Source organism: Ohtaekwangia kribbensis (genome assembly GCF_042676245.1).
GTDB lineage: Bacteria > Bacteroidota > Bacteroidia > Cytophagales > Cyclobacteriaceae > Ohtaekwangia > Ohtaekwangia kribbensis.
Map to the genome: position 1 here is coordinate 686,037 of NZ_JBHTKA010000001.1, position 21,036 is coordinate 707,072.

Annotated in this window: 15 protein-coding genes; 3 read left to right on the top strand and 12 right to left on the bottom strand. The window is 44.7% G+C overall.

Annotation, left to right across the window (positions count from 1 at the left end):
• Position 1: 1 nt before the first annotated feature.
• Positions 2-1,360, top strand: coding sequence for a DUF4302 domain-containing protein (locus tag ACFQ21_RS02810; protein ID WP_377574532.1), 1,359 nt, complete (start codon positions 2-4; stop codon positions 1,358-1,360).
• A gap of 83 nt (positions 1,361-1,443) precedes the next feature.
• Here ACFQ21_RS02810 and ACFQ21_RS02815 read toward each other — a convergent pair whose 3' ends face one another.
• The 10 genes from ACFQ21_RS02815 to ACFQ21_RS02860 all read right to left on the bottom strand — a co-directional run bounded on the left by ACFQ21_RS02815 (position 1,444) and on the right by ACFQ21_RS02860 (position 16,855).
• A complete protein-coding gene (locus ACFQ21_RS02815) occupies positions 1,444-2,526 on the bottom strand; it encodes a hypothetical protein (RefSeq protein WP_377574535.1) in 1,083 nt (360 codons plus the stop codon).
• A gap of 156 nt (positions 2,527-2,682) precedes the next feature.
• A complete protein-coding gene (locus ACFQ21_RS02820) occupies positions 2,683-5,361 on the bottom strand; it encodes an ABC transporter permease (RefSeq protein ID WP_377574538.1) in 2,679 nt (892 codons plus the stop codon).
• Positions 5,362-5,371: 10 nt separating this feature from the next.
• Complete coding sequence (locus tag ACFQ21_RS02825; RefSeq protein ID WP_377574540.1) at positions 5,372-8,017, bottom strand: ABC transporter permease; 2,646 nt, start codon at positions 8,015-8,017, stop codon at positions 5,372-5,374.
• On the bottom strand, positions 8,010-10,679 hold the full coding sequence (locus ACFQ21_RS02830; protein ID WP_377574543.1) for an ABC transporter permease: 2,670 nt from the start codon (positions 10,677-10,679) through the stop codon (positions 8,010-8,012). The genes ACFQ21_RS02825 and ACFQ21_RS02830 overlap by 8 nt, the downstream gene beginning before the upstream one ends.
• Positions 10,680-10,682: 3 nt before the next feature.
• Complete coding sequence (locus tag ACFQ21_RS02835) at positions 10,683-11,015, bottom strand: PadR family transcriptional regulator (RefSeq protein WP_377574546.1); 333 nt, start codon at positions 11,013-11,015, stop codon at positions 10,683-10,685.
• Between the two features lie 222 nt (positions 11,016-11,237).
• The gene (locus ACFQ21_RS02840; RefSeq protein ID WP_377574548.1) at positions 11,238-13,484 is read right to left on the bottom strand and encodes a transglycosylase domain-containing protein; all 2,247 of its coding nucleotides are present in this window, start codon (positions 13,482-13,484) and stop codon (positions 11,238-11,240) included.
• A 212-nt stretch (positions 13,485-13,696) separates the two neighbouring features.
• Complete coding sequence (locus tag ACFQ21_RS02845; RefSeq protein ID WP_377574551.1) at positions 13,697-14,221, bottom strand: Dps family protein; 525 nt, start codon at positions 14,219-14,221, stop codon at positions 13,697-13,699.
• Between the two features lie 99 nt (positions 14,222-14,320).
• Positions 14,321-14,977, bottom strand: a complete 657-nt coding sequence (locus ACFQ21_RS02850) for an SGNH/GDSL hydrolase family protein (RefSeq protein WP_377574554.1) — start codon at positions 14,975-14,977, stop codon at positions 14,321-14,323.
• 68 nt (positions 14,978-15,045) lie between these two features.
• Complete coding sequence (locus ACFQ21_RS02855) at positions 15,046-15,759, bottom strand: LytR/AlgR family response regulator transcription factor (RefSeq protein ID WP_377574557.1); 714 nt, start codon at positions 15,757-15,759, stop codon at positions 15,046-15,048.
• Positions 15,760-15,826: 67 nt separating this feature from the next.
• On the bottom strand, positions 15,827-16,855 hold the full coding sequence (locus tag ACFQ21_RS02860) for a sensor histidine kinase (RefSeq protein WP_377574559.1): 1,029 nt from the start codon (positions 16,853-16,855) through the stop codon (positions 15,827-15,829).
• A gap of 165 nt (positions 16,856-17,020) precedes the next feature.
• Between ACFQ21_RS02860 and ACFQ21_RS02865 the strand changes: the two genes are divergently transcribed.
• On the top strand, positions 17,021-17,653 hold the full coding sequence (locus tag ACFQ21_RS02865; RefSeq protein ID WP_377574561.1) for a dioxygenase family protein: 633 nt from the start codon (positions 17,021-17,023) through the stop codon (positions 17,651-17,653).
• An 8-nt stretch (positions 17,654-17,661) separates the two neighbouring features.
• On the opposite strand, the gene cysM is transcribed toward ACFQ21_RS02865, so the two are convergent.
• Both cysM and ACFQ21_RS02875 read right to left on the bottom strand, forming a co-directional pair.
• Entirely contained in the window at positions 17,662-18,540 is an 879-nt protein-coding gene (gene cysM / locus ACFQ21_RS02870; RefSeq protein ID WP_377574564.1) for a cysteine synthase CysM, read from the bottom strand.
• A gap of 39 nt (positions 18,541-18,579) precedes the next feature.
• Positions 18,580-19,539 carry a tryptophan 2,3-dioxygenase family protein gene (locus ACFQ21_RS02875; protein WP_377574566.1) on the bottom strand — a complete coding sequence of 320 codons (960 nt, stop codon included), beginning with the start codon at positions 19,537-19,539 and terminating at the stop codon, positions 18,580-18,582.
• A 113-nt stretch (positions 19,540-19,652) separates the two neighbouring features.
• Between ACFQ21_RS02875 and ACFQ21_RS02880 the strand changes: the two genes are divergently transcribed.
• The gene (locus ACFQ21_RS02880; protein WP_377574569.1) at positions 19,653-20,831 is read left to right on the top strand and encodes an acyl-CoA dehydrogenase family protein; all 1,179 of its coding nucleotides are present in this window, start codon (positions 19,653-19,655) and stop codon (positions 20,829-20,831) included.
• Positions 20,832-21,036: the final 205 nt, after the last annotated feature.

A 21,036-nucleotide genomic window follows, 5' to 3' on the forward strand; every position in this document is an offset into this window, starting at 1 on the left:
GATGAAAAAAGTTTTATACTATATAACTGCGCTGATCCTCGTATTGTCGTCTTGTAAGGATGATGATATTAATGTATTTGATAAATCTGCCGATGAACGTGCTGCTGAAGCCATCGCTGCACTGAAAGCTGATCTTACCGCGCCTGCCAACGGATGGCGCGTAAAATACAGACCGGAAGCGGGGTCAGGTTCATTTTATGTACTCATGAAATTTACCGATGACAATAAAGTAAATATCAGAACCGACCTTGGGTCCAATGACGGTGAGTTCTACAATCAAACCATTACCTACCGCATCGATAATTCATTAGGACTGGAGTTGATCATTCAGAATTATTCATTCTTCAGTTTTCTGTTTGAGCAGGATCAGGCTACGTTTGGTGCCGAGTTTGAATTCAATTATGTAAACAAGACTCCCGATGGAGCACTGGTGTTCAGCAGTAAATCGGATCTCTCTACGCCAACTACTATTTTATTCGAGGCTGCCCAGGCATCGGATGTAAATTTACTGGGCACTGAGTTATCGAGTAACCTGAACGACATGAGCGATGACCTCGACATCTTCAGCTCTTCCTTTAGACTTACATTTGATACCCGCGACCTGATTTTATTCCTGGCGCTTGATGAAGCAAAACGAACCGTTGATATTGGATCAGCCGTAAAGAAGTCTAACACGGCAGCAGTACAGGCGATCGACTTTACCACAGGCTATACCATTAAAGGTGACTCGCTTGTTTTTGACACGCGTTTAGCCGGAACTTTCGCGGGTGTAAGTATATCTCTAAAAAGTATTTTACTTACCTCCTTCGGAGATGCTTCTATAAACATCTGCACGAACCCGATTGAGACACATACCTATACCGGTGTTACCAACTCAAACCTGCCGGTAGTATTGGAAACAACGCTTCAGAATGCAACCGGTAAACTCTTCGCTACAAATTCCAATTTCTACTATAGCCCGCTGAGCTTTATTATCGACAACGGTTCCTCTGCTTCCAGCGCCATTCAACAAGACCTGCCGGGTGCTGTTGAAATGGATTTATTCTATAACGCACAACTGAACGATGGAACACGACTATACGGTATAGGCTTTACCATCATCAACAGCGACAACACGCAAACATTTGTATATCGTAAATTCAATCCTGTCCTCAACGACAACAATATAGTCTTCAATTTTGAGCCGGGCATTTTTACGCTCGGCAACCCGGTAACTGAAGTTGAGATGGACAATATAAATATATACCTCGATAAACTCACGGAAGGTGATAACACCTATGTATTTGAGTTGTTTACAGACCGGTATGAATTCAACAACCCTTGTACCGGCTGGAGCTTTGTGTTTGTGAATGCGAATTAAAGAATTACAGCAGACGAATAAAATAAAATGGTCTGCATTCTCACATGGAATGCAGACCATTTTATTTTGCGTGGGATTGAACGTTATCTTCTTTGACCCGTCTTCGCTGGCAATTCGAATCTACGCAGTGATTTGAAAACAGCAGCCGGTATTTTCACTTTCTCCTGTTTGCCTACGCGGCTTCCCTCTGCCGGTTCTTCGATCGAAGATATATCCTTGAAGTTAATACCATCTTTCACCATGGTCTGAACAATTTTCGGAGCGATTTCAGTCTCGGTATATTTATTGATGTTTGCCGTAGTATAAGTGCCCTGAAATGTAAGGTAATCATCTTCTTCATCGTAGGAGTAAGTCTCTCCATTCAGTGTACCGAACATGATGGATACAAAATCTACATCATCAGATTCCCCACTAAAGTATGTGTAACTCAGTCCATACGTTCCATCCGGAAAACCGGCCGGTATATATAATCCTTCATAGGGCAATTCTTGTGTACCGGCTGTATTGTCGTATGTTGATGAATTAACTTCATCACCGTCCAGCCAAACAAATAAATCCATGTCCACCGCATTTACATCAGCTGTTTCCATACTGCCGTTTACTGCCCATTGCAACAGAATAACCGGATCATCTTCTACCACTGTTAATGTATAGCTGGTTTTTTGCTCAGCCAATTGCACCGGACCAGAAACCACCGATTGAAGTTCCAATTCAACAGTCTCATTCAGTCCGTCTGTATCATCGTACTCAAATGAGAAATCTTCGTAGAGTCTCACAATGATTGTAGCCTCCGTTACACCCTTCTCAACGGTAAATTGATCATCATCAAGATCCGATATACCATCTCCTGCAACCAATGTGTAGTCGTTTACAGCGCTACCGGATGGGTTGGTAAGAACAGCTGATCCACTGACGTCATATTTAATTACAGCAACATCGGCTGTTTCTCTGTCAAAAACTATTTTAACCTCAATATCCCGCCCCTCTCCCAGCGAGGTCAAATCGGGGTGAATTGAGCTTTCTGTTCCATCTGACTCTGTTACTTCGTCTTCCGTAACTTCGAACGAAATCCCTGCTTTCGGAGTCTCATCATCATCACCTCCACACGAGGATAAAAAAGGAAGACCCGCCAATACCAGAAGTCCCCATGATAAAAGTTTTTTCATACGCTTTGCTTTTTTTGTAGGTACATCTATAAATATAGCCATTGTACCGCAAAATAAAAAAGGCAGTAACCGACTGTTCACATTAAATAATAACCGTTTTTGGAAAAAAATACTATAGGCACTTTCAACCAAGTGGAAAATCCGTGTATCATCGGGTCACTCGTGCTTTAATGTAGTAGCCGGATTTATCAGTGCGGCCTTTATCGCATGGTAGCTTACGGTAAGCAGTGCCAGCGCTAAACCTCCCAGCATGCACATAGCAAACAACTCCCATCCTACTTCTGTCTGGAATTGAAAATCGGCCAGCCACCAGCGCGTCATGATATACCAGGAAACTGGTGTTGCAAACACAAAAGCTATCAGGGCGAGCGCTATATATTCACGGTTCAGCAGTACAAATATACTGGTTAGTTCAGCGCCCATTACTTTGCGAATGCCGATCTCGCGTGTACGGTTCAGCGCATTTATACCAGCCAGACCAAAGAGTCCTAAACAGGCAATAACAATAGCAAACGCAGTAGACAGCGCCATGATGTTAAGCCAGCGGGTATACGATTCGTACTGTCGTGCCACCTCCTCATCTACAAAGGAATAATCAAAAGGTCTGTCGGGGAATAAACGCGTCCAGGTGTCCTGAACGTGTGCTATATTTTCAGATATATCGCCTGCGGCCAGTCGTATGAGAATCGTTGTTGTATACCCGACATCTTTTTGATTGATCGACATAAACATCGGCTCGATCTTCCGTTCCAGCGAAAGAAAATGATAGTCTTTTACAACACCAATGATCTTTGCACCTTGCCCTGTCGAATCCTCCTTCCAGTTCAGATGCTCCTGCAACGGATCGGTCCAATTCATGTGCGCAACAAACGCTTCATTCACGATAAGCGCATTGCTGTCCGATGCCAGCTGCGAATCAAAATTACGTCCTTCTTTCAGTTCAATACCGAGCAACGGTATATATTCCGGATCAACACGGTATACATACGCATTCTTGTCTTCGCCGTTTATCTTAAAGCCATTGCGTGACCATCCGCCATCAAAAGAAAAGTTAGCACCTGCAACATGAAGTATAACGGGATCGTTTTTAACAGCATTCCTGAATTGTTCTACTGCGCGATCGGCCTGCACGTTCCAACCCGTTTGTGTGCCCACCGCCACGACATGCTCTTTATCAAAGCCAAGATCCTTGGTGGTGACATACTTCATCTGCCGGTACATAATAACTGAACAAATAATCATGGATGCCGAGAGAAAGAACTGAAATACAACCAATGGTTTAGTAAAGCCTGCCTGCAACCGCGATGTAAATGTACCTTTGAGAACGGATGCAGGAAGAAATCCAGAGAGATACAGCGAAGGATATATACCTGCCAGCACACCTACCACTATCGAAAGCGCCAAAGCGACTCCTGCTACCTGAAATATACTCGCGGCAGTAAAGACTATTTCTTTACCGGTAAAATCATTAAAGTAGGGAAGAAAAATTGCAACGAGTCCAAGACCGATCATCATTGAGATCAGCGCCAACACAATGGACTCAAAACCGAATTGTTGCACCAGCTGCTTTCGGTATGCTCCCACTACTTTGCGTATACCTACTTCAATTCTTCGCGAAGCTGATGTAGTCAGCGCCAGCGATATATAGTTAATGCAGGCAATCACCAAAATGAGCACGGCTATACCACCCAGTATCCACGAATATTGCGGATCACTTACTTTCTGCCAGTCCACATCCTTTCGTAAATGTATATCCGACAAAGCGGTAACTCCATACTCATACGGTTTAAAGCCGGGCACTAAATTTCGTTCACGCCATTCCCGGGTTTCTTCCGGCACATATTTCTGATATAGCCTGTTCAGGTTATCCTGGAGAGATTCTGTTTTGGTGTCAGGATATACCTGTATAAAAGTCGGATACGAATAATTGGACCAACGTTCACGATTACCTATAAACCACGGATTCATTTCAATCGGCAGAATCATTTCAAATTGTATACTTGAATTAGCCGGAGGAGCTTCGATAACAGCTGCCACCCGCATGGTCTTCTCGCCATTCACATCAATGGTAAAAATCTTACCGATCGGATCTTCATCACCAAAATACTTTTTTGCAGTCTCACGAGTCAACACCGCGTCAGACAAGTTTCGAAACAGATGCGCATGGTCGCCCGCTAACACCGGGAACGAAAACATCTTGAAGAAGCCACTATCTGCGTTGGCATATCTTTGTTTAAATATCTTGTCGCGGTATCGCATCACACCTTCGCCCTGGCTAAAGCGTGTCATGTATTGCACCTCCGCGAGTTCAGCCAGCGCAGTTGTTCCCAGCGGTGCCGGTAAATAAGCAAAACGATCATACGGATCTGCTTCGCCTTTTTTATACTTGTCAGGATTAAAGTCGGTGTCGTGAATACGGTATATATAGTCTTTATTGACATGAAACTGGTCGAAGCTCCGTTCATCCTGAACGAACAAATATATAAGCGTGCAGAATGCAATGGCCACACTCAATCCGAAGGCATTGATAAACGAGTAGAGTTTACGCCTGGCGATGTTACGTGAAGCAACTTTAATATAATTTCCAATCATAATGGTGTTCATTATTTGCAGTGACAATTTATTCCGAAGAATGATCTCCGGCCGGAAGAATCGTACAACATTGAATATATACCTTCTGCGCGCACGCTTCTCTCCGAGCTCCTCAACGTCAGTATCAAACTCTTCCATCAAATCGCCTTCAATACCTTCGTATAAGAAAGGCGGGCAAAACCACTCCAGGAATTTCCTGGCGAAGGACGGTGGTGACGATGTACGAGGATCAGGCTTCTGCATAATGAACGGCTTACTCTATTCGCAAGGATTCAACCGGATTGGACAATGCAGCTTTCAGCGATTGTCCACTCACTACCAGCAATACGATGGTGAATACCAATATACCGGGTAAGACAAACATCCACCATTGAAGATCGATACGATACGCAAAAGCGCTAAGCCACTGCTCTACAAAATAGTATGTCAACGGTATGGCTACCAGCAGGGCGACCGTGATGAGCCATATAAATTCGCGTGCTATCAACACCAGTACATTGGAGACACTAGCCCCGAGTACTTTGCGAATGCCAATCTCCCGGGTTCGTCTCGTTACACTTTGTGAGGCAAGTCCCAGCACACCGAGCAACACAATAAGCAACATGAGTACCGTGGCGAAGCCTGCTGCTTTCTTCATTTGTATTTCGGTCTTATATAGCTTCTCCAGGTTCTGATCCATGAAGGCATACTCAAACGGGTCGTTGGGAAAGACTTCCTTCCAGCGTTGCTCCACGTCTTCTACAGACTGCGCTATATTTCCGGGCTGCAACCGGAACGAGAAATAACGGAAAGCCGGGAATAAATTATTGCGTGTATTCATAAACACGAGCGGCTTTACCTGCTGATGCAACGAGAAGAAATTAAAGTCCTTCATAACACCTACAACCCGAAACGCAATCGGTACACCCTTCAACTGAACCTTATCGCCTACCTGTACCTGAAGCGCTTTCTGTGCTGATTCATTAATCACCATATCATCCGGCTGCTGTACCTGTCCTTTCGGCTGAAAGAATGTTCCGGCCAGCATATTAAATTGATAGGTATCGCGATAGTCTTCATCAGCCATTAATATAGGCATACCAACTCCTTCCTCCGGTTGTTTGCCTTGCCGGTATAGTTCTGCTACAACACCAAAGTTACCGTTGGGTATATCCCACGAGAGGCTTACCGATTGCACTGATGGCACCTGCTGAAACTGAAGTTTGGCAGCATCCATCCGGTTAAAACCTTCGGGTGTCCAATCGCGGGGCACGGATGAAACGGTTAGCACCATTGACTTGTCATAACCTAAATCCTTTTCAAGGAAATAAGACACCTGTTGCGTGATGATGATCGCAGCCGTAAAGACACCAATGGCCAGCAGGAACTGTATACTGATAAGCGACCGCGATAAGGCTATATTCCCCTTGCCTGCTTTCAATTTACCTTTAAGCGACTCCAGTGTTTTATAGGACGCGAGAAAAAACGCAGGGTATATACCGGCAGCTATACCGGTAGCCAGCATAACAACACCTATAAACAACCAATATGACACCGGGAATTCAATTACAGATAGCAAAGAAGTACCTACTATATTGCCGGCATAGGTACGCAACAATTCATACAACCCCAGCGACAACGCGGTAGCAACAAAAGTCATCACCAGTGACTCGCTGAGAAATTGTGTTGTTACCTGTTCGCGTATACCTCCTATAGCTTTTCGCACACCAATCTCTTTCAGTCTCACATTCGAGTTGCCAATTGTAATATTTATGAAATTGATAACGGCCAACAACAGAATGAAAATAGCTATAATGGACAAGGTCATTACCAGTTTTTTTTTCAGGCCATTATCGGACACCAGGTGATAATCATCCAATCCATCAATGGCCATTTTCAAATTACTCTGCACGTTCGCGGGAGCTTTGTTTTTTAACAGCGAAGTAAACGCTTCTATGATCGCATCTTCAGAAGCCACTGGTGTTTTGCGGATATAGCTTATCATTTGTACACCAGTCCATGCTTCGGGGTCAAAGCCGTTAAAATCTTTGAGACTATGAATCGGCAGAAATACCTGAGCGTTCATGTCTCGTAAATTAGTCACGGTGTTAGGCTTCCAATCTTCCAGCACTCCGGTAACGGTATATTGCTGATTCCCATTTTTCTCGGTTGCAAGTGTAAGCATCTCTCCTACCACATCGGTCCGGTCAAAATACTGCCTGGCAATTTTTGCTGTAACAACAATGGATCGCGGTTCGTTGAGTGCAGTACCGACATTGCCATGCAACAAGGGGAACCCGAACATGGAAAGAAAAGTAGAATCGCCAATGAGACTCTGAACGCGAAAATGTTTATCGTCTTTTGATATTGTTATGTTACGATCACTGCAGCGATAGAAATTCTCTACCAGTGTCGGGTACTCTTCTTTGATGAGGCGTGCCAATGGTGATGGCGAGAACAGCGGAACCTGGTTAGCGGCTTCCAGGTTGTTACTGCGCATCAGATATAGTCTGTCAACGGATGTAAGTTGCTGATTGGTCTGCAACTCACCCGCTATAAATATACCGATCAGCAAGGCAAATGAAATGCCCATAGTAAGCCCGAAGATATTGATGGCTGAGTATACTTTGCGTTTCGCCATCGAACGTATCATGATCTTAAAATAATTGAGGAGCATATATCCTTTTATTAAGCGTATTGAAAATCGGTTTCGCAGTAAAATACCTGGACGAAAAAAACGTATCACGTTCCACCTGAGCCTTCGGTTGGCTGTTTTATTTCCGACAGCGGCCCTGTCTTCATCGTATTGCTCGAGCAGATCGCCCTCAATGCCTTCGTATAGGTAAGCGGGACAAAACCATTCGAGCACGCGAAGCCAGGCTGTAGGTGTTGATGTCGTGTGTTCAGTATCGTTACTCATACTTCAAGGAGTCTGCCGGGTTAACACGAGCTGCTTTTACCGCGTGGTAACTCACAGCCATCAATGCTACCAGGAGTCCTAACAGCATGCCTGCAGCAAACAAATACCAGGTCAGGTCAATATGAAACTGGAAACTGCCAAGCCATCGTCTCATGGCATACCATGCCAGCGGTGTTGCCAACGCAAATGCAATAAGCGATAACCAGATAAACTGTTTGTTCAGCATCATGAAGATGCTCATTACTTCTGCACCCATCACTTTGCGGATACCAATCTCCTTCGTACGATTGACAGCATTTATACCTGCGAGTCCGAAAAGACCTAGACATGAGATGATGATTGCGAATGTAGTTGAGAACGCCATGATGTTCATCCACCGATCGAACGATGCATACTGACGCGCTACATTATCATCCAGGAAAGTATATTCAAAGGGTTTATCAGGCGATATCCTTCTGAAAACTTTTTGCAGCTGCTCGATCGTAGCCGGTATATTATCCGGTGTAACGCGTACGAGTATGTGATGGAGACTGCCGTCATTCCTGTCCATTGAGAAGAACATGGGTTTTATATTTTCTTCGAGCGACAGAAAGTGAAAATCTTTTACGACACCGATCACGCGTGAGCCTATAGCTGTCGGGTCGCTCATGTGAAAATTCAAATGCTCATTCAGCGGATCGGTCCAGCCCATATCTTTCACCAGTGCTTCGTTCACCACGATAGTCTTGGCTGTATCCGCAAGATTGTTGATATCAAAATCCCGTCCCTGCACCAGTTGTATACCTAATGTCTTCAGGAAATACGTGTCAATGTTAAAACCATGTGTCGCTTTGTTTTCACCTTTCACCTGGTAACCATAGACCATTCCGTCATTGCCCGCAAACGGATAGTCCGTACCTGCTACCGACACAACGGATGGGTTACCCGCTGCGAGCTGACGAAACTGCTCGACCACTTTATTACCATCCTCCCGCCAGCCAGCCTGTGTCGGAATTACGATTACCTGGTGCTGATTATACCCGAGGTCTTTGGTAGTAACAAAACGCATCTGCCTATACATTACTACCGAGCTGATGATAAGAAATGAAGATAGTACAAATTGAAATACGACCAATGGTTTTGAAAAGCCCGCAGACAAGCGTGCAGTAAATACACCTTTCAACACTTGCACCGGCCGAAAGCCCGACAGATATAGCGCTGGGTAACATCCTGCGAGCAACCCCACGAGCACGGTTAGACCAACGCTTATCCCGCTGAGTGAAATAACATCGGTAGCAGTAATGCTGATATTCTTACCGGTGAATTCATTGAAGGCAGGAAGAAATAAAGTAACGAGACCGAACCCGATGAACATCGACAACAGTGCGAGCATTACCGATTCAAATGCAAACTGGTAAACGAGCTGTCTCCGATAAGCACCTACAACTTTACGTATACCAACTTCCATCCTCCTGCGTGCCGATGATGTGAGTGCCAGCGATATATAGTTAATACAGGCTATAAAGAGGATCAGCAGGGCTATACCACTCAGGATCCAGGCATACTTGGGATCACTCACTTTGTCCCAACTGATATCTTTCTGAAGATGTATCGCGGTAATATTCGTAAAACCAATGTTATAGGGAACATACGCAGCCGGAACTTTATCGCGTTCACGCCATTGCACCAGGTCATCCGTCATATATTTATCACGCAATGCTGCGAGCTTGGTCTGCAGGTTGTTCAAGTCTGCTCCCGGATATAGCTGTACAAACGTGGCGAAACCAAGGTTCATCCATTTATCAAGATTATGTTGATTATAGGGTCCCCAACCTTCAATAGGCAATAACGCCTGGAACTGAAGACTTGAGTTGGCAGGAGGTTCTGCAATTATACCGGTAACCGTTACGGGGCGGTCGTTAATAATCAGTACTTGTCCTAAAGGATCTGTGTTACCAAAATATTTTTCGGCCAGCTTTGGTGTGAGTACAATTTCATCTTTACCCTGAAACAGATGCTTAACATTTCCTTTCAACAGTGGGAACGAGAACATGCTGAAAAAGTCAGGATCTATATATACTATAGACTCGCGGAATATCTTGTCATCTTTTCGGAAAAGTGTATTATTCTGACAATAGTGTGTAGCATACTGCACTTCGGGTAATTCCGCTTTCATGACCGGGGCCAGCGCGAGTTGCATCTGCGACATCTTTCTATAGGGTCCATCTGATTCCGGGTTGGCTGCCTGGCCTGCATCGTATACCTCGCTGTACATACGGTATAAATGCGTTTTGTTTACATGAAACTGGTCGAAGCTTTGCTCGTCTTTTATAAAGAGGTAAATGAGTATACAGAACGCTATACCAATGCTGAGGCCGAAGGCATTGATGGAAGAGTATAATTTGCGTTTGAGTATGTTACGCGATGCTACAGTGATATAATTACGTATCATAATGCCATTGATTATTCGCCAGGAAAATTTATTTCTTAAGAGTATGGATGGTCTGAACAACAACAGGACAGTCCATACCAGTCGCCCGCGTGCTTTACGCAAGCCTATATCCGGTATATCGTCTTCAAACCGTTCGAGCAGGTCACCTTCTATACCTTCCAGTAAATCAGAAGGACAAAACCAGGCAAGAAAACGAAGTGCTACACGGGGAATTCCGTTCAGCTCTTTCATAGTTTACCCTCCTGCAATCTTTAGTTGTGGAATCAATTTCCATAAATCCATACGAGCTTCTTTCATGGCACGAAGCATGGCAAGGCCTGCGTTGGTAATGGTAAATATGCGTTTGCGTCTTCCTCCCCGTGCGTTGGTAGCGCCTCCCATATGCGACTTCACCAATCCTTTATCTTCGAGTCGATAGAGGGTTACGTGTACGGCACTGAGGTTAACATCGCGTCCTACGCGGTCTTTTATCTCGGTAACAATGGCATTACCATAAGCATCTTCACCCAGCACTCCCACCATGGTTAACACCAGCTCTTCAAACTCACCCAGAAACTCTTTACCCATTTCTATATATTTTGTAAGACTAATGTACGTGATTTCTATACATTTTGTTAAACAAATTGATAAAAAAAATTATTTAGCCCGCAGATTGACTATAAAGACACAGAAATAAATACAGTTTCTAACCCGCAGAGGATGCAGATCAACGCAGAAAAAACATAGAAATATAGGAACTCAACAACCTCAACACATCAACACCAAACACTTCAACACAACAAAAACATCTTAGCCTTTCCCAAAGAGTCTTCTGAAAAATCCATTCTTCTTTTTCCGATCGCGGTCGCGGGGTGGTGTTCGGCTGCTGCGGGTACTGAAGGTGCGGGGTTGTTCTGCTTCTTCTTCATTCTTGTTGCCGAAGATGCGCTCGAATATATTTTCATCGGAGCGGTATAGATCGCAGGAAATCCGACTTTCGAGTTCGGGAGACAGTGACGCGAAATGTGCACGACTAATATAGCCTAACTCTTTGTTAGCATTTATCTTTTTGAACATGGTTGCCACAATGGGTAATGCCGTGCGTGCGCCTTGTCCTAATGCAGTAGAGCGGAAGCGGATGCGCGGATCGTCTGCTCCTACCCATGCGCCTACTACGAGGTGTGGTGTCATCGCCATAAACCAACCGTCTGCATTTGATTGTGTTGTTCCAGTCTTGCCGGCCATGTCGTTATTTATACCATAGCGTCCGCGCATACCGGATGCTGTACCTTCATTAATGGTATGCTTTAGCATGTGTACCATCATCCGTGCATTATCGGCTGACATAGCCTGAGGCGTGTTGACGTTCGGTTTGAATCGTTCGAGTACTTTGTTTTGCTGATCGGCTATAGCTGTGATATAAAAAGGTTCCACCGCTTTACCGTTATTCACCAGGCATGCATAGGCACGCACCATTTCAATCATGGATATATTCGCTGCACCCAATGCTATAGAAGGCACCGCGGGCAATTCACTTTCTATGCCCATCTTACGGGCCAGTGCAATTGTATTATCGATACCAGCTTGCTCAAGCACGCGTACTGATACGGTGTTTACCGAGTATGCCAGTGCACCGGTGAGGGAATATTTCAGATCATAGTTGTCTTCTGTATTCTCGGGACTCCATCCGTTCATATTACTATACTCGATTCGTGCAGCAGAAACAAAATCGCAGGGCTCTACACCTTGTTCGAGTGCAGCTGCATATACGATTGGTTTGAACGTTGAACCGATTTGTCTCCGCGTGCTTTCGCGAACGTGGTCGTATTGAAAGTAATGATGATTTATACCTCCCACCCACACGCGTATAGCACCGCGTCTGGGCTCCATGGCCAATACACCGGCTTGCAAAAATTTCAGGTAATGTTTAATGGAATCGACCGGACTCATCATCACCTCCTGCTCTCCTTTATAAGTGAGTACACTCATGAGTATCGGAGTCTTCATTACTTTTATAGCAGCCTCGTGTGTGTTCCCTTCCTCAATAAGTTTCTGATAGCGATCCGATTTACGAATCGCTTCATCCAACAGCCCGGTTTGTTTGCCCCACGGATCCCGTTTACCCCAGTGATCCAGAAATAATTTCTGAAGCGAAGTCATTTGTTGCGCTACAGCTTCTTCGGCGTATCGCTGCAGTCGCGAATCGATGGTAGTATATATCTTCAGTCCATCGGTATATAAATTATAGGGCTCGCCATTTGGCTTGGTGTGTTGCTTACACCAGTCGCGCAATACTGGCCGGATATACTCGCGGAAGTACGGAGCCAGACCGGTATGGTGCGTAATCTTATTATAGGCAAGCTTCACCTGTTTCTTTCGGAATTTTTCGGCTGCTGCGGATTCAAGTTTACCGTACTTTTCCATTTGTCCTAACACAACATTTCTTCGTTGCAGCGAACGGTCCGGAAATACGCGCGGATTATAAAAATAGGTTGACTTGAGCATACCGACAAGGACAGCCGATTGATCTACCGTAAGATCCTTTGTGTGCGTGGAAAAAAATCGTTGCGCGGCAGCTTCTATACCAAAGGTATTATCACCAAACGGCACTGTATTGAGGTATAGCGTGAGTATAGCATTTTTATCGTATACATTTTCCAGTCGCGAGGCAACGATCATCTCACGAAACTTATTGATGAGCATGGAGAACATCCAATAATCCTTGCGAGGATATAAATTCTTGGCGAGCTGCTGCGTGAGTGTACTGCCACCCCCGGAAGATTCCTGCTGCATCATGATCGTTTTCACGATAACGCGCACCACACTTTTTGAATCGACCGCACCGTGATTATAGAAGCGAACATCTTCCGTGGAGATCAGGGCATCGATGAGATGCTTCGGTAAATCCTCATAGCGGATATTGGAACGTTCCTGTATAAAGTATTTTCCTAGCAATACACTGTCGGTGCTATATACTTCGGTTGCCAGTGGGTTTTCTACAGCCTTCAGATCGTCCTTACCAGGAAGCGAGCCGAGGGCACCGATCCATACCAGCATATATATTGAAATTATACCAACAAGAAAAGCCCCTGTTAAAATGCTTCCCGCGCAGAGAACTCTTTTAACAGGGGACTGACTTTTATAGATTGCAATAAATCTGTTCCAGGTATTCTTTAAATAGATCAACAATCGTTCAGTCATTCCTCGCTTTTTATTCAGAACGCAATTTTGACAAAATTATTCCTTTTAACCGAATCAATTACGCTCCCTTATTTCGCAAGAAATGCTGTGAGCATCCAGTGATGCTTTTCTATTTTTTTAATATACCCTTTAATTATCTGCTCTGTACCGGCATCTTCCTGTTCGGAAGCAATGCTCAGTACACTCACCAGGTATCCTAACAAAATTCTGAAATCGCTGAGTATTTCGCGTGCCATAACCTCGGAACTAAGGTCAGAACCGGTCTCTTTTATAGCCGAATGCTCGAGGTAGTCGCGCAATGTACTAAGCGGTGTATGACCAAATACTCGGATACGTTCAGCAATATCATCGATATTCTGATTTGCCTCCGTATAGAGTGTTTCAAATTCCTGGTGCAGGTCGAAGAAGTCACTACCTTTTACATTCCAGTGATAATTTCTGAGTTTCTGATAGTGAACCTGATAGTTTGCAAGCAATTCGTTAAGGGCGCTGGATATACGTTCTGTCTCATCAGCAGACCACCCTAACTTTATTGGTTTAGCCTTCGCAAGGCGAGTGTCTAATTGTGTTTTAGCAACATTCTCGATATCCATAGTACAGAGATTTTAGTTCTCTATATTAGGATAAAGAATTGTTCCGCCTTCTAATCAGGCGGAACAACCTATAAGTGTGGATTTTATTTCACAGCGTTGCTATTGCACGTACGGCTTGATAGCAGCCGACCATAATTCGTATCCCTTCTTGTTGAGATGGAGTCCATCTTCAATAAATATATCTTTCTGAGGTTGTCCGGCTGAATCCAGTAGCGGTGTCCACACATCTACGTAAGTTACTTTTTTCTGACGGCCAGCCCATTCTTTCAGCAGATTGTTGTACGCTATATATTGATCTTTGAGATGCCAGCGTGCTATACTGGGTTTAGGAGTTATGAAATATACCGGCACTTTCTTCGATACTTTTGAACGGATCAGCTTCAATACACTATCTGCGTCTGCGATGATCTGCTTCGGAGTTTTACCTGTACCCAGGTCGTTATCGCCTTCATAAATAAATATTTTCTTCGCTTCGTACGGTGTTACCAGTTTATCAAAATAGTAGATGAGGTCCGACATCTGTGAGCCACCAAAGCCGCGGTTTACAACATTATATTCCGGGTAGTATGCTTTTATATTTCCCCAGAAGCGAATGCTCGAGCTGCCAGTAAAAAGAATCAGGTTCTTTTTGCTGACCGCTGTATCGGATGCTATGAGTGTGGTGACTTCTTTTTCAAAACGGGTTGGATCTTGTGCCAGTACAATAGTGCCGGTACTCAACAGAAAATATACCAGGCAGAGTGAGGTTATACGCATATAGTTTTTTTTGCCGGTGAAGTTACAGCAGCCGATGCGATTCTCAAACGGGTTTACACCAGTGGTAATTATCGCTTCAGTAAATTATTACCAAAGATGCGATTCAACACGTCATCTTTTAGCGCGCGACTGATCGGTACGCGGCCGCTGTTCGGCAATACCATTTCATTACCGTCAATAGATTTCACTTTATCCAAAGCAATGATAAACGACTTGTGCACTTTCATAAAATTACCGACCGGCAACTGTTCTTCCATCACGCTTAGCGTAAGGTACGTGATATATTTGCGCACCGGTGTATGCACAACAATATAGTTTTGAAGAGACTCGATATATAGTATCTCGTCAAAGCGAATGCGTTCGTATTTACCATCGCACTTTATAAAAAAGTAGGGTTGCTCCTCAACAGCCGCTTTGTGCCGAAGCAGGTAGAAGTCGCGTGCTTTGGAAGCTGCTTTCATAAACCGATCGAACGGCACCGGTTTCACAAGGTAATCGATCACATCCAGCGAATACCCTTCCAATGCATACTCCGAATACGCTGTGGTAAATATAACCATGGGAGGATCTTTCAACGTCTTCAAAAAATCAACACCCGATAACTTGGGCATGTGTATATCCAGCAACAATAAATCAACAGGATGCTCGCGTAAATATGCGGTAGCCTTGATAGCATTCTCGCACTTGTCTACCAGGTGAAGAAAATCTATTTCGTTCACGTATTCCTCCATACCTTTACGGGCAATGGGTTCGTCATCAATAATGAGACAGTTTAGTTTCATAATTAGCTTTGAGCTGCGAGCTATGAGAAGCTGTGAGTGGCTTCAGGCTGCAAGCTGCTGGGTAAAATTACTTCTTACTTCTCAATCCAATCGAAAGCTCCACGCTATACATTCCGGCACTATCCTGAATATGAAGCGTGTGACTTCCGTTATATAATAAATCAAGTCGTCTCTTTACGTTCCGTAATCCGATCCCTCCTACGGTTTTTCCATTTACATGGAAATCTTTGGTATTTACTACTTTCATTGTAAAGATAGTGTCACTTCGTTCCAGTACTATAGAGATCTCGTTGTTGCGATCGCTGTAATTCGAGACATGCTTGAAGGCGTTCTCCACAAATACAATCATCAATAACGGAGCGATGTTAAAGTTCTTCACTCCTTCATCACTGCGAAAAGTTATGATATAGTTATCGTCTTTACGCAGGCGTTGAAGTTCGATGTAATTCTGCAGGTAGATCAGCTCTTTCTCAATGGGTATATCTCTACCGTTGCATTCGTACAATTGATAGCGCAGCATCTCCGAAAAGCGCGATAATGTCTCACGTGCGGTTGTGTTGTGTTTGTCGATCTGGAAGAATATGGTATTGATCGAATTAAATACAAAATGTGGGTTAATCTGCGACTTCAGGTATTCCAGCTCTGTATTGAGTTTTTCAATTTCTATCTGCTGCAGGCGCTTTCGCTGGATATACCATTCTTTACTGAGATGCAATGCCACGCTGAATGCCAGGTAGAAAATACCAATCGATATATTATAGTATGTATTATCAAAAAATGATTTCGGTGCTGCACCGGACAGGTGATTATAGAGGTATACATCGTGGCCATTCTTTCCGAACGCATACAGCACAATCAGCCCTATAACCGCTACAACATATATACCGATGCGTTGTCGCTGCGCCAGCCGGGGAATAAGAATGACGAGGTGTGTATAGATTATCGCTGCCAGCAGTCCGTTGCGGATTATGATCTCCAGTATAAACTGCTCCCATCCTGCTGACGCCAACAGTTCCCTGCGGGTATACATGTGGAAGCCAACGGTGGCTGTCCAGAACAGTACATGATCAATCCTATATTTCCAGAATTTATGCATACCCATCAGAAGATCATTACAAATGTCGCGCTTTTCCGTTTACGCGTATAGGCCCAACATTACTTTTCGTCAAGCAAAATCAACAGGTCATCAGAAATTATTGAAACAACTATCGTTCCTTCCGAATTTAAGCAATGAATTACCAGCAAACTAACCCTCAACACCATGAAAACTATTACAATCACTTTCTATATTCTTATCGTGCTTGGAATACCGGCTTGTACACAGCCACCAGACACGCGAGGGTCGCGGCCCGTTGGTGATGGTTGCGAAGGATGTGAAGCTATATTTGAATATGGTAAAACAGTACTGACATCGACCGACACGTTACCCGACTATCACGAGAGTGGTCCGAAGATGATTGTAAGCGGAACGATCTACCAGAGCGATGGCAGGACTCCGGCTAAAGATATTATACTATATATTTACCACACCGACCAGAAAGGCTATTATTCTACACGTGGCAATGAAAAAGGATGGGCCAAACGCCATGGCTATATACGCGGCTGGATCAAGACCGGTGCCGATGGCAAGTATACTTTCTATACCTTGAAGCCAGCGCCTTACCCGGGCGAAAATATACCGGCACACATTCACCCGGTTATTAAAGAACCTGGCATACAGGAATACTGGATCGATGAGTATCTCTTCGAGGACGATCCATTGCTTTCGCCGGCAGAACGTAACCAGCAAAAGAAACGTGGCGGTAATGGTATCATTACACTAACACGAAACAAGCAAGGTATACTGATCTGCCAGCGTAATATTATACTCGGCAAAAATATACCGGGTTATTAACTATATAGTTACGCGAACAGATCGGAACTAAGGTAACGATCGCCCCGATCGCAAATGATGAAGACAATAACGCCTTGCTCGATCTCACTTGCTATTTTCATGGCAGCGCTTAATGCACCACCGCTGCTCATGCCGGCCAGTATACCTTCTTCGCGGGCGAGTCGTTTGGTATAGGTTCGGGCATCTTCTTCGCGCACATCCAGTACACGGTCTACACGCTGCGGCTCAAATATCTTCGGAAGAAATTCCGGAGACCACCTGCGTATACCGGGTATGCAAGAGCCATCGGTAGGTTGTGTCCCCACGATCTGTACCTTTGGATTTTTCTCTTTGAGGAATCGCGATACACCCATGATCGTACCGGTTGTACCCATCGCGGAAACAAAGTGTGTTACTTTGCCTTCGGTATCGCGCCAGATCTCCGGGCCGGTTGTTTTATAGTGCATGCCATAGTTATCGGCATTACCAAATTGATTTAGTATAAAATAGCCTTCTTTCGCAGCCATTTCTTCCGCCAACTCACGCGAGTACTCAATGGTGCGCGAAGCAGGTGTAAGAATTACTTTGGCTCCGTATGCTTCCATCGCTAAAACGCGTTCGCGCGTTGAGTTATCGGGCATGATGAGTGTCATGTCGAGTCCCATCAAACGTGCAATCATCGCTAATGCTATACCGGTGTTACCGCTGGTTGCTTCCACCAGTTTATCGCCACGTTTTATATCGCCTCGCTCTAATGCGCCTTTGATCATACCGTAGGCTGCACGGTCTTTTACGCTCCCCCCCGGATTGTCGCCTTCAAGTTTACCATAGATCGTTACGCGCTTATTTACAGGTATATGCTGCAGTTCAATAAGACGTGTATTGCCAATGAGTTGTTCCAGTGTCATGTGTGGTGGATTTCTAATCTGTTATTCGAACGAATAATTTCAATAATCGGTTTCGTGCACGAACGCTGCTTTACCCCACTCCTCTTTTTCTTTTTCACTCCACAGCTCGGGAAAGAAAATTATTCTTCTGAAACGCGGTGGCAGGTACTTCTGCCAGTTCGTACCACCGGTGGCTTTGATATCTTCCGGATCTTTATGCAGGTAATGTCCCGCGGATCTTAAGTGTGCGAGCGGCCAGAGTACATTGGACAATGTATCGAGCTCGCGAAGTTTCGAAACGATCTCATCTCTGCGCGGAGAGGATGCAAAGTGTTTTATAAAAAGCTGACGCAGGTTCCGGTCTTTCAATTTTGTACCGGCTTCATAAAAACCCGGCATATACTTTTGCTCGAACTGCTGCAGAGTAAGTGTTTTCTTACCGGATGCAAGTTCAGTTGCTCCACTTCGCCAATATAGTTTCTCCAGGAGTCTGCCTATATCATCAGTTTGTACAGTAGCCCGCTCGTTGATATTTACCAGGTTGATCATGTCGGTGGCATGTATCTCGATGAGACGGTATTGCGCGGATTGAAAACCGCTGGCCGGTAACAACGCCATTCTGAATTTCAGGAACTGTTCGCGCTCCATTCCTTTCACCATGATATCAAATGAATTCTCCAGGTGACGGAAGTACCGCACGATGCGATCGAGCCGGTCCATGAAAAATTTCTCATCCAGGTTTTCTTTTTCCGTGATCTGCTTCAACTCGTGCAGCATGAGTTGAAAATATAATTCGGTGATCTGGTGATACATGATGAACACCTTCTCATCCGGGAATTGTGTTTTCGGATTTTGCAGGCTTAGCAATGTATCCAGGTGTATATAATCCCAGTAGGTGAGATAATCAGAGTACAGGAGTCCATCGAGGTAAGACGACAGGTCTTGTCCCATGGCATCGTACTTGGCTTGCAGCTTCCGAAGCTGTTCTACGAGTTCCGGATCAACTTTACTACCTTCCATTTTTAAAATCTAAGAATGTAAAATACTTGTGTAAATTGGCGCTAAAGTTAATTCATTAATCCTATATCTGTATGTCAAGTCAAACAGCAACCGGAAACCAAACCCGGAAATCAATGAAGCAGGACGCTTTTGATCATCCAGACTTTTATGCTCTGGACGACCTGCTGACCGAAGAGCACAAGCTTATCCGCAGCTCTATACGTGATTTTGTGAAGCGTGAAATATCTCCCTATATCGAAGACTGGGCGCAACGTGCGCATTTTCCATACGAGATCGTAAAGAAATTCGGTGACATTGGTGCATTTGGCCCTACCATTCCAACCGAGTATGGCGGTGGCGGACTGGATTATATTTCGTATGGGTTGATTATGCAGGAGATTGAGCGTGGCGATTCCGGTATGCGTTCTACGGCTTCGGTGCAAGGCTCGCTGGTAATGTACCCGATCTATAAATTCGGTAATGAAGCGCAACGCAAAAAGTATCTGCCTAAACTTGCATCGGGTGAATGGCTGGGATGTTTTGGATTGACGGAACCGGATCATGGTTCTAATCCCGGTGGCATGGTAACGAACTTCAAAGACATGGGCGACCACTATTTGCTGAATGGTGCGAAGATGTGGATCTCCAATTCTCCAAAAGCAGATATAGCGGTGGTATGGGCCAAGAATGAACAAGGCAGAATTCATGGTCTCGTTGTTGAACGTGGCATGCCGGGCTTCTCTACTCCGGAAACGCATGGTAAATGGTCGCTGCGTGCGAGTACTACCGGTGAACTTGTATTTGATAATGTAAAAGTTCCCAAAGAGAATTTACTCCCGAATAAAAATGGTTTAGGTGCTCCGTTGATGTGTCTGGATTCCGCACGCTATGGTATAGCATGGGGTGCTATAGGAGCCGCGATGGATTGCTATGATTCTGCCAGACGCTATGCGATGGAACGTATACAGTTCGGTAAACCTATAGCTTCGTTCCAGTTGGTACAAAAGAAACTGGCGGAGATGCTAACCGAAATTACCAAAGCACAATTACTCAACTGGCGCCTGGGTGTATTGATGAATGAAGGCAAAGCTACTACACCACAGATATCCATGGCCAAACGCAACAGTGTACAAATGGCCCTCGAGATCGCGCGCGAAGCCCGACAAATTCACGGAGGCATGGGTATAACTGGCGAGTATCCTATCATGCGCCATATGATGAACCTCGAATCAGTCGTTACCTACGAAGGAACACACGATATACACTTGCTCATATTGGGCAATACGATTACAGGGATACCGGCATTCGTTTAAATTAGCTGTGAGTTTTCGAACTAGCTGTGAGCCTTGAGTTGCGAGCTGCGAGAAAAGGGCTGCTGGGTACTGGCTACAGGAAATTAAAAGTAAGAAGCCAGGAGTAAGAAGCAAGAAGTGTAGATATACTTTGCGACCCGCTATACTATGTCTACATCTCGAAACTAGCAGCTCGCAGCTATTTCCAGCAGCCAGAAGCTGGTAG

Excerpts from the sequence above, each read along its gene's own strand:
- ACFQ21_RS02810 (WP_377574532.1), top strand. The coding sequence starts at position 2 with ATGAAAAAAGTTTTATACTATATAACTGCGCTGATCCTCGTATTGTCG.
- ACFQ21_RS02815 (WP_377574535.1), bottom strand. The coding sequence starts at position 2,526 with ATGAAAAAACTTTTATCATGGGGACTTCTGGTATTGGCGGGTCTTCCT.
- ACFQ21_RS02820 (WP_377574538.1), bottom strand. The coding sequence starts at position 5,361 with ATGCAGAAGCCTGATCCTCGTACATCGTCACCACCGTCCTTCGCCAGG.
- ACFQ21_RS02825 (WP_377574540.1), bottom strand. The coding sequence starts at position 8,017 with ATGAGTAACGATACTGAACACACGACATCAACACCTACAGCCTGGCTT.
- ACFQ21_RS02830 (WP_377574543.1), bottom strand. The coding sequence starts at position 10,679 with ATGAAAGAGCTGAACGGAATTCCCCGTGTAGCACTTCGTTTTCTTGCC.
- ACFQ21_RS02835 (WP_377574546.1), bottom strand. The coding sequence starts at position 11,015 with ATGGGTAAAGAGTTTCTGGGTGAGTTTGAAGAGCTGGTGTTAACCATG.
- ACFQ21_RS02840 (WP_377574548.1), bottom strand. The coding sequence starts at position 13,484 with ATGCTGGTATGGATCGGTGCCCTCGGCTCGCTTCCTGGTAAGGACGAT.
- ACFQ21_RS02845 (WP_377574551.1), bottom strand. The coding sequence starts at position 14,221 with ATGGATATCGAGAATGTTGCTAAAACACAATTAGACACTCGCCTTGCG.
- ACFQ21_RS02850 (WP_377574554.1), bottom strand. The coding sequence starts at position 14,977 with ATGCGTATAACCTCACTCTGCCTGGTATATTTTCTGTTGAGTACCGGC.
- ACFQ21_RS02855 (WP_377574557.1), bottom strand. The coding sequence starts at position 15,759 with ATGAAACTAAACTGTCTCATTATTGATGACGAACCCATTGCCCGTAAA.
- ACFQ21_RS02860 (WP_377574559.1), bottom strand. The coding sequence starts at position 16,855 with ATGCATAAATTCTGGAAATATAGGATTGATCATGTACTGTTCTGGACA.
- ACFQ21_RS02865 (WP_377574561.1), top strand. The coding sequence starts at position 17,021 with ATGAAAACTATTACAATCACTTTCTATATTCTTATCGTGCTTGGAATA.
- cysM (WP_377574564.1), bottom strand. The coding sequence starts at position 18,540 with ATGACACTGGAACAACTCATTGGCAATACACGTCTTATTGAACTGCAG.
- ACFQ21_RS02875 (WP_377574566.1), bottom strand. The coding sequence starts at position 19,539 with ATGGAAGGTAGTAAAGTTGATCCGGAACTCGTAGAACAGCTTCGGAAG.
- ACFQ21_RS02880 (WP_377574569.1), top strand. The coding sequence starts at position 19,653 with ATGAAGCAGGACGCTTTTGATCATCCAGACTTTTATGCTCTGGACGAC.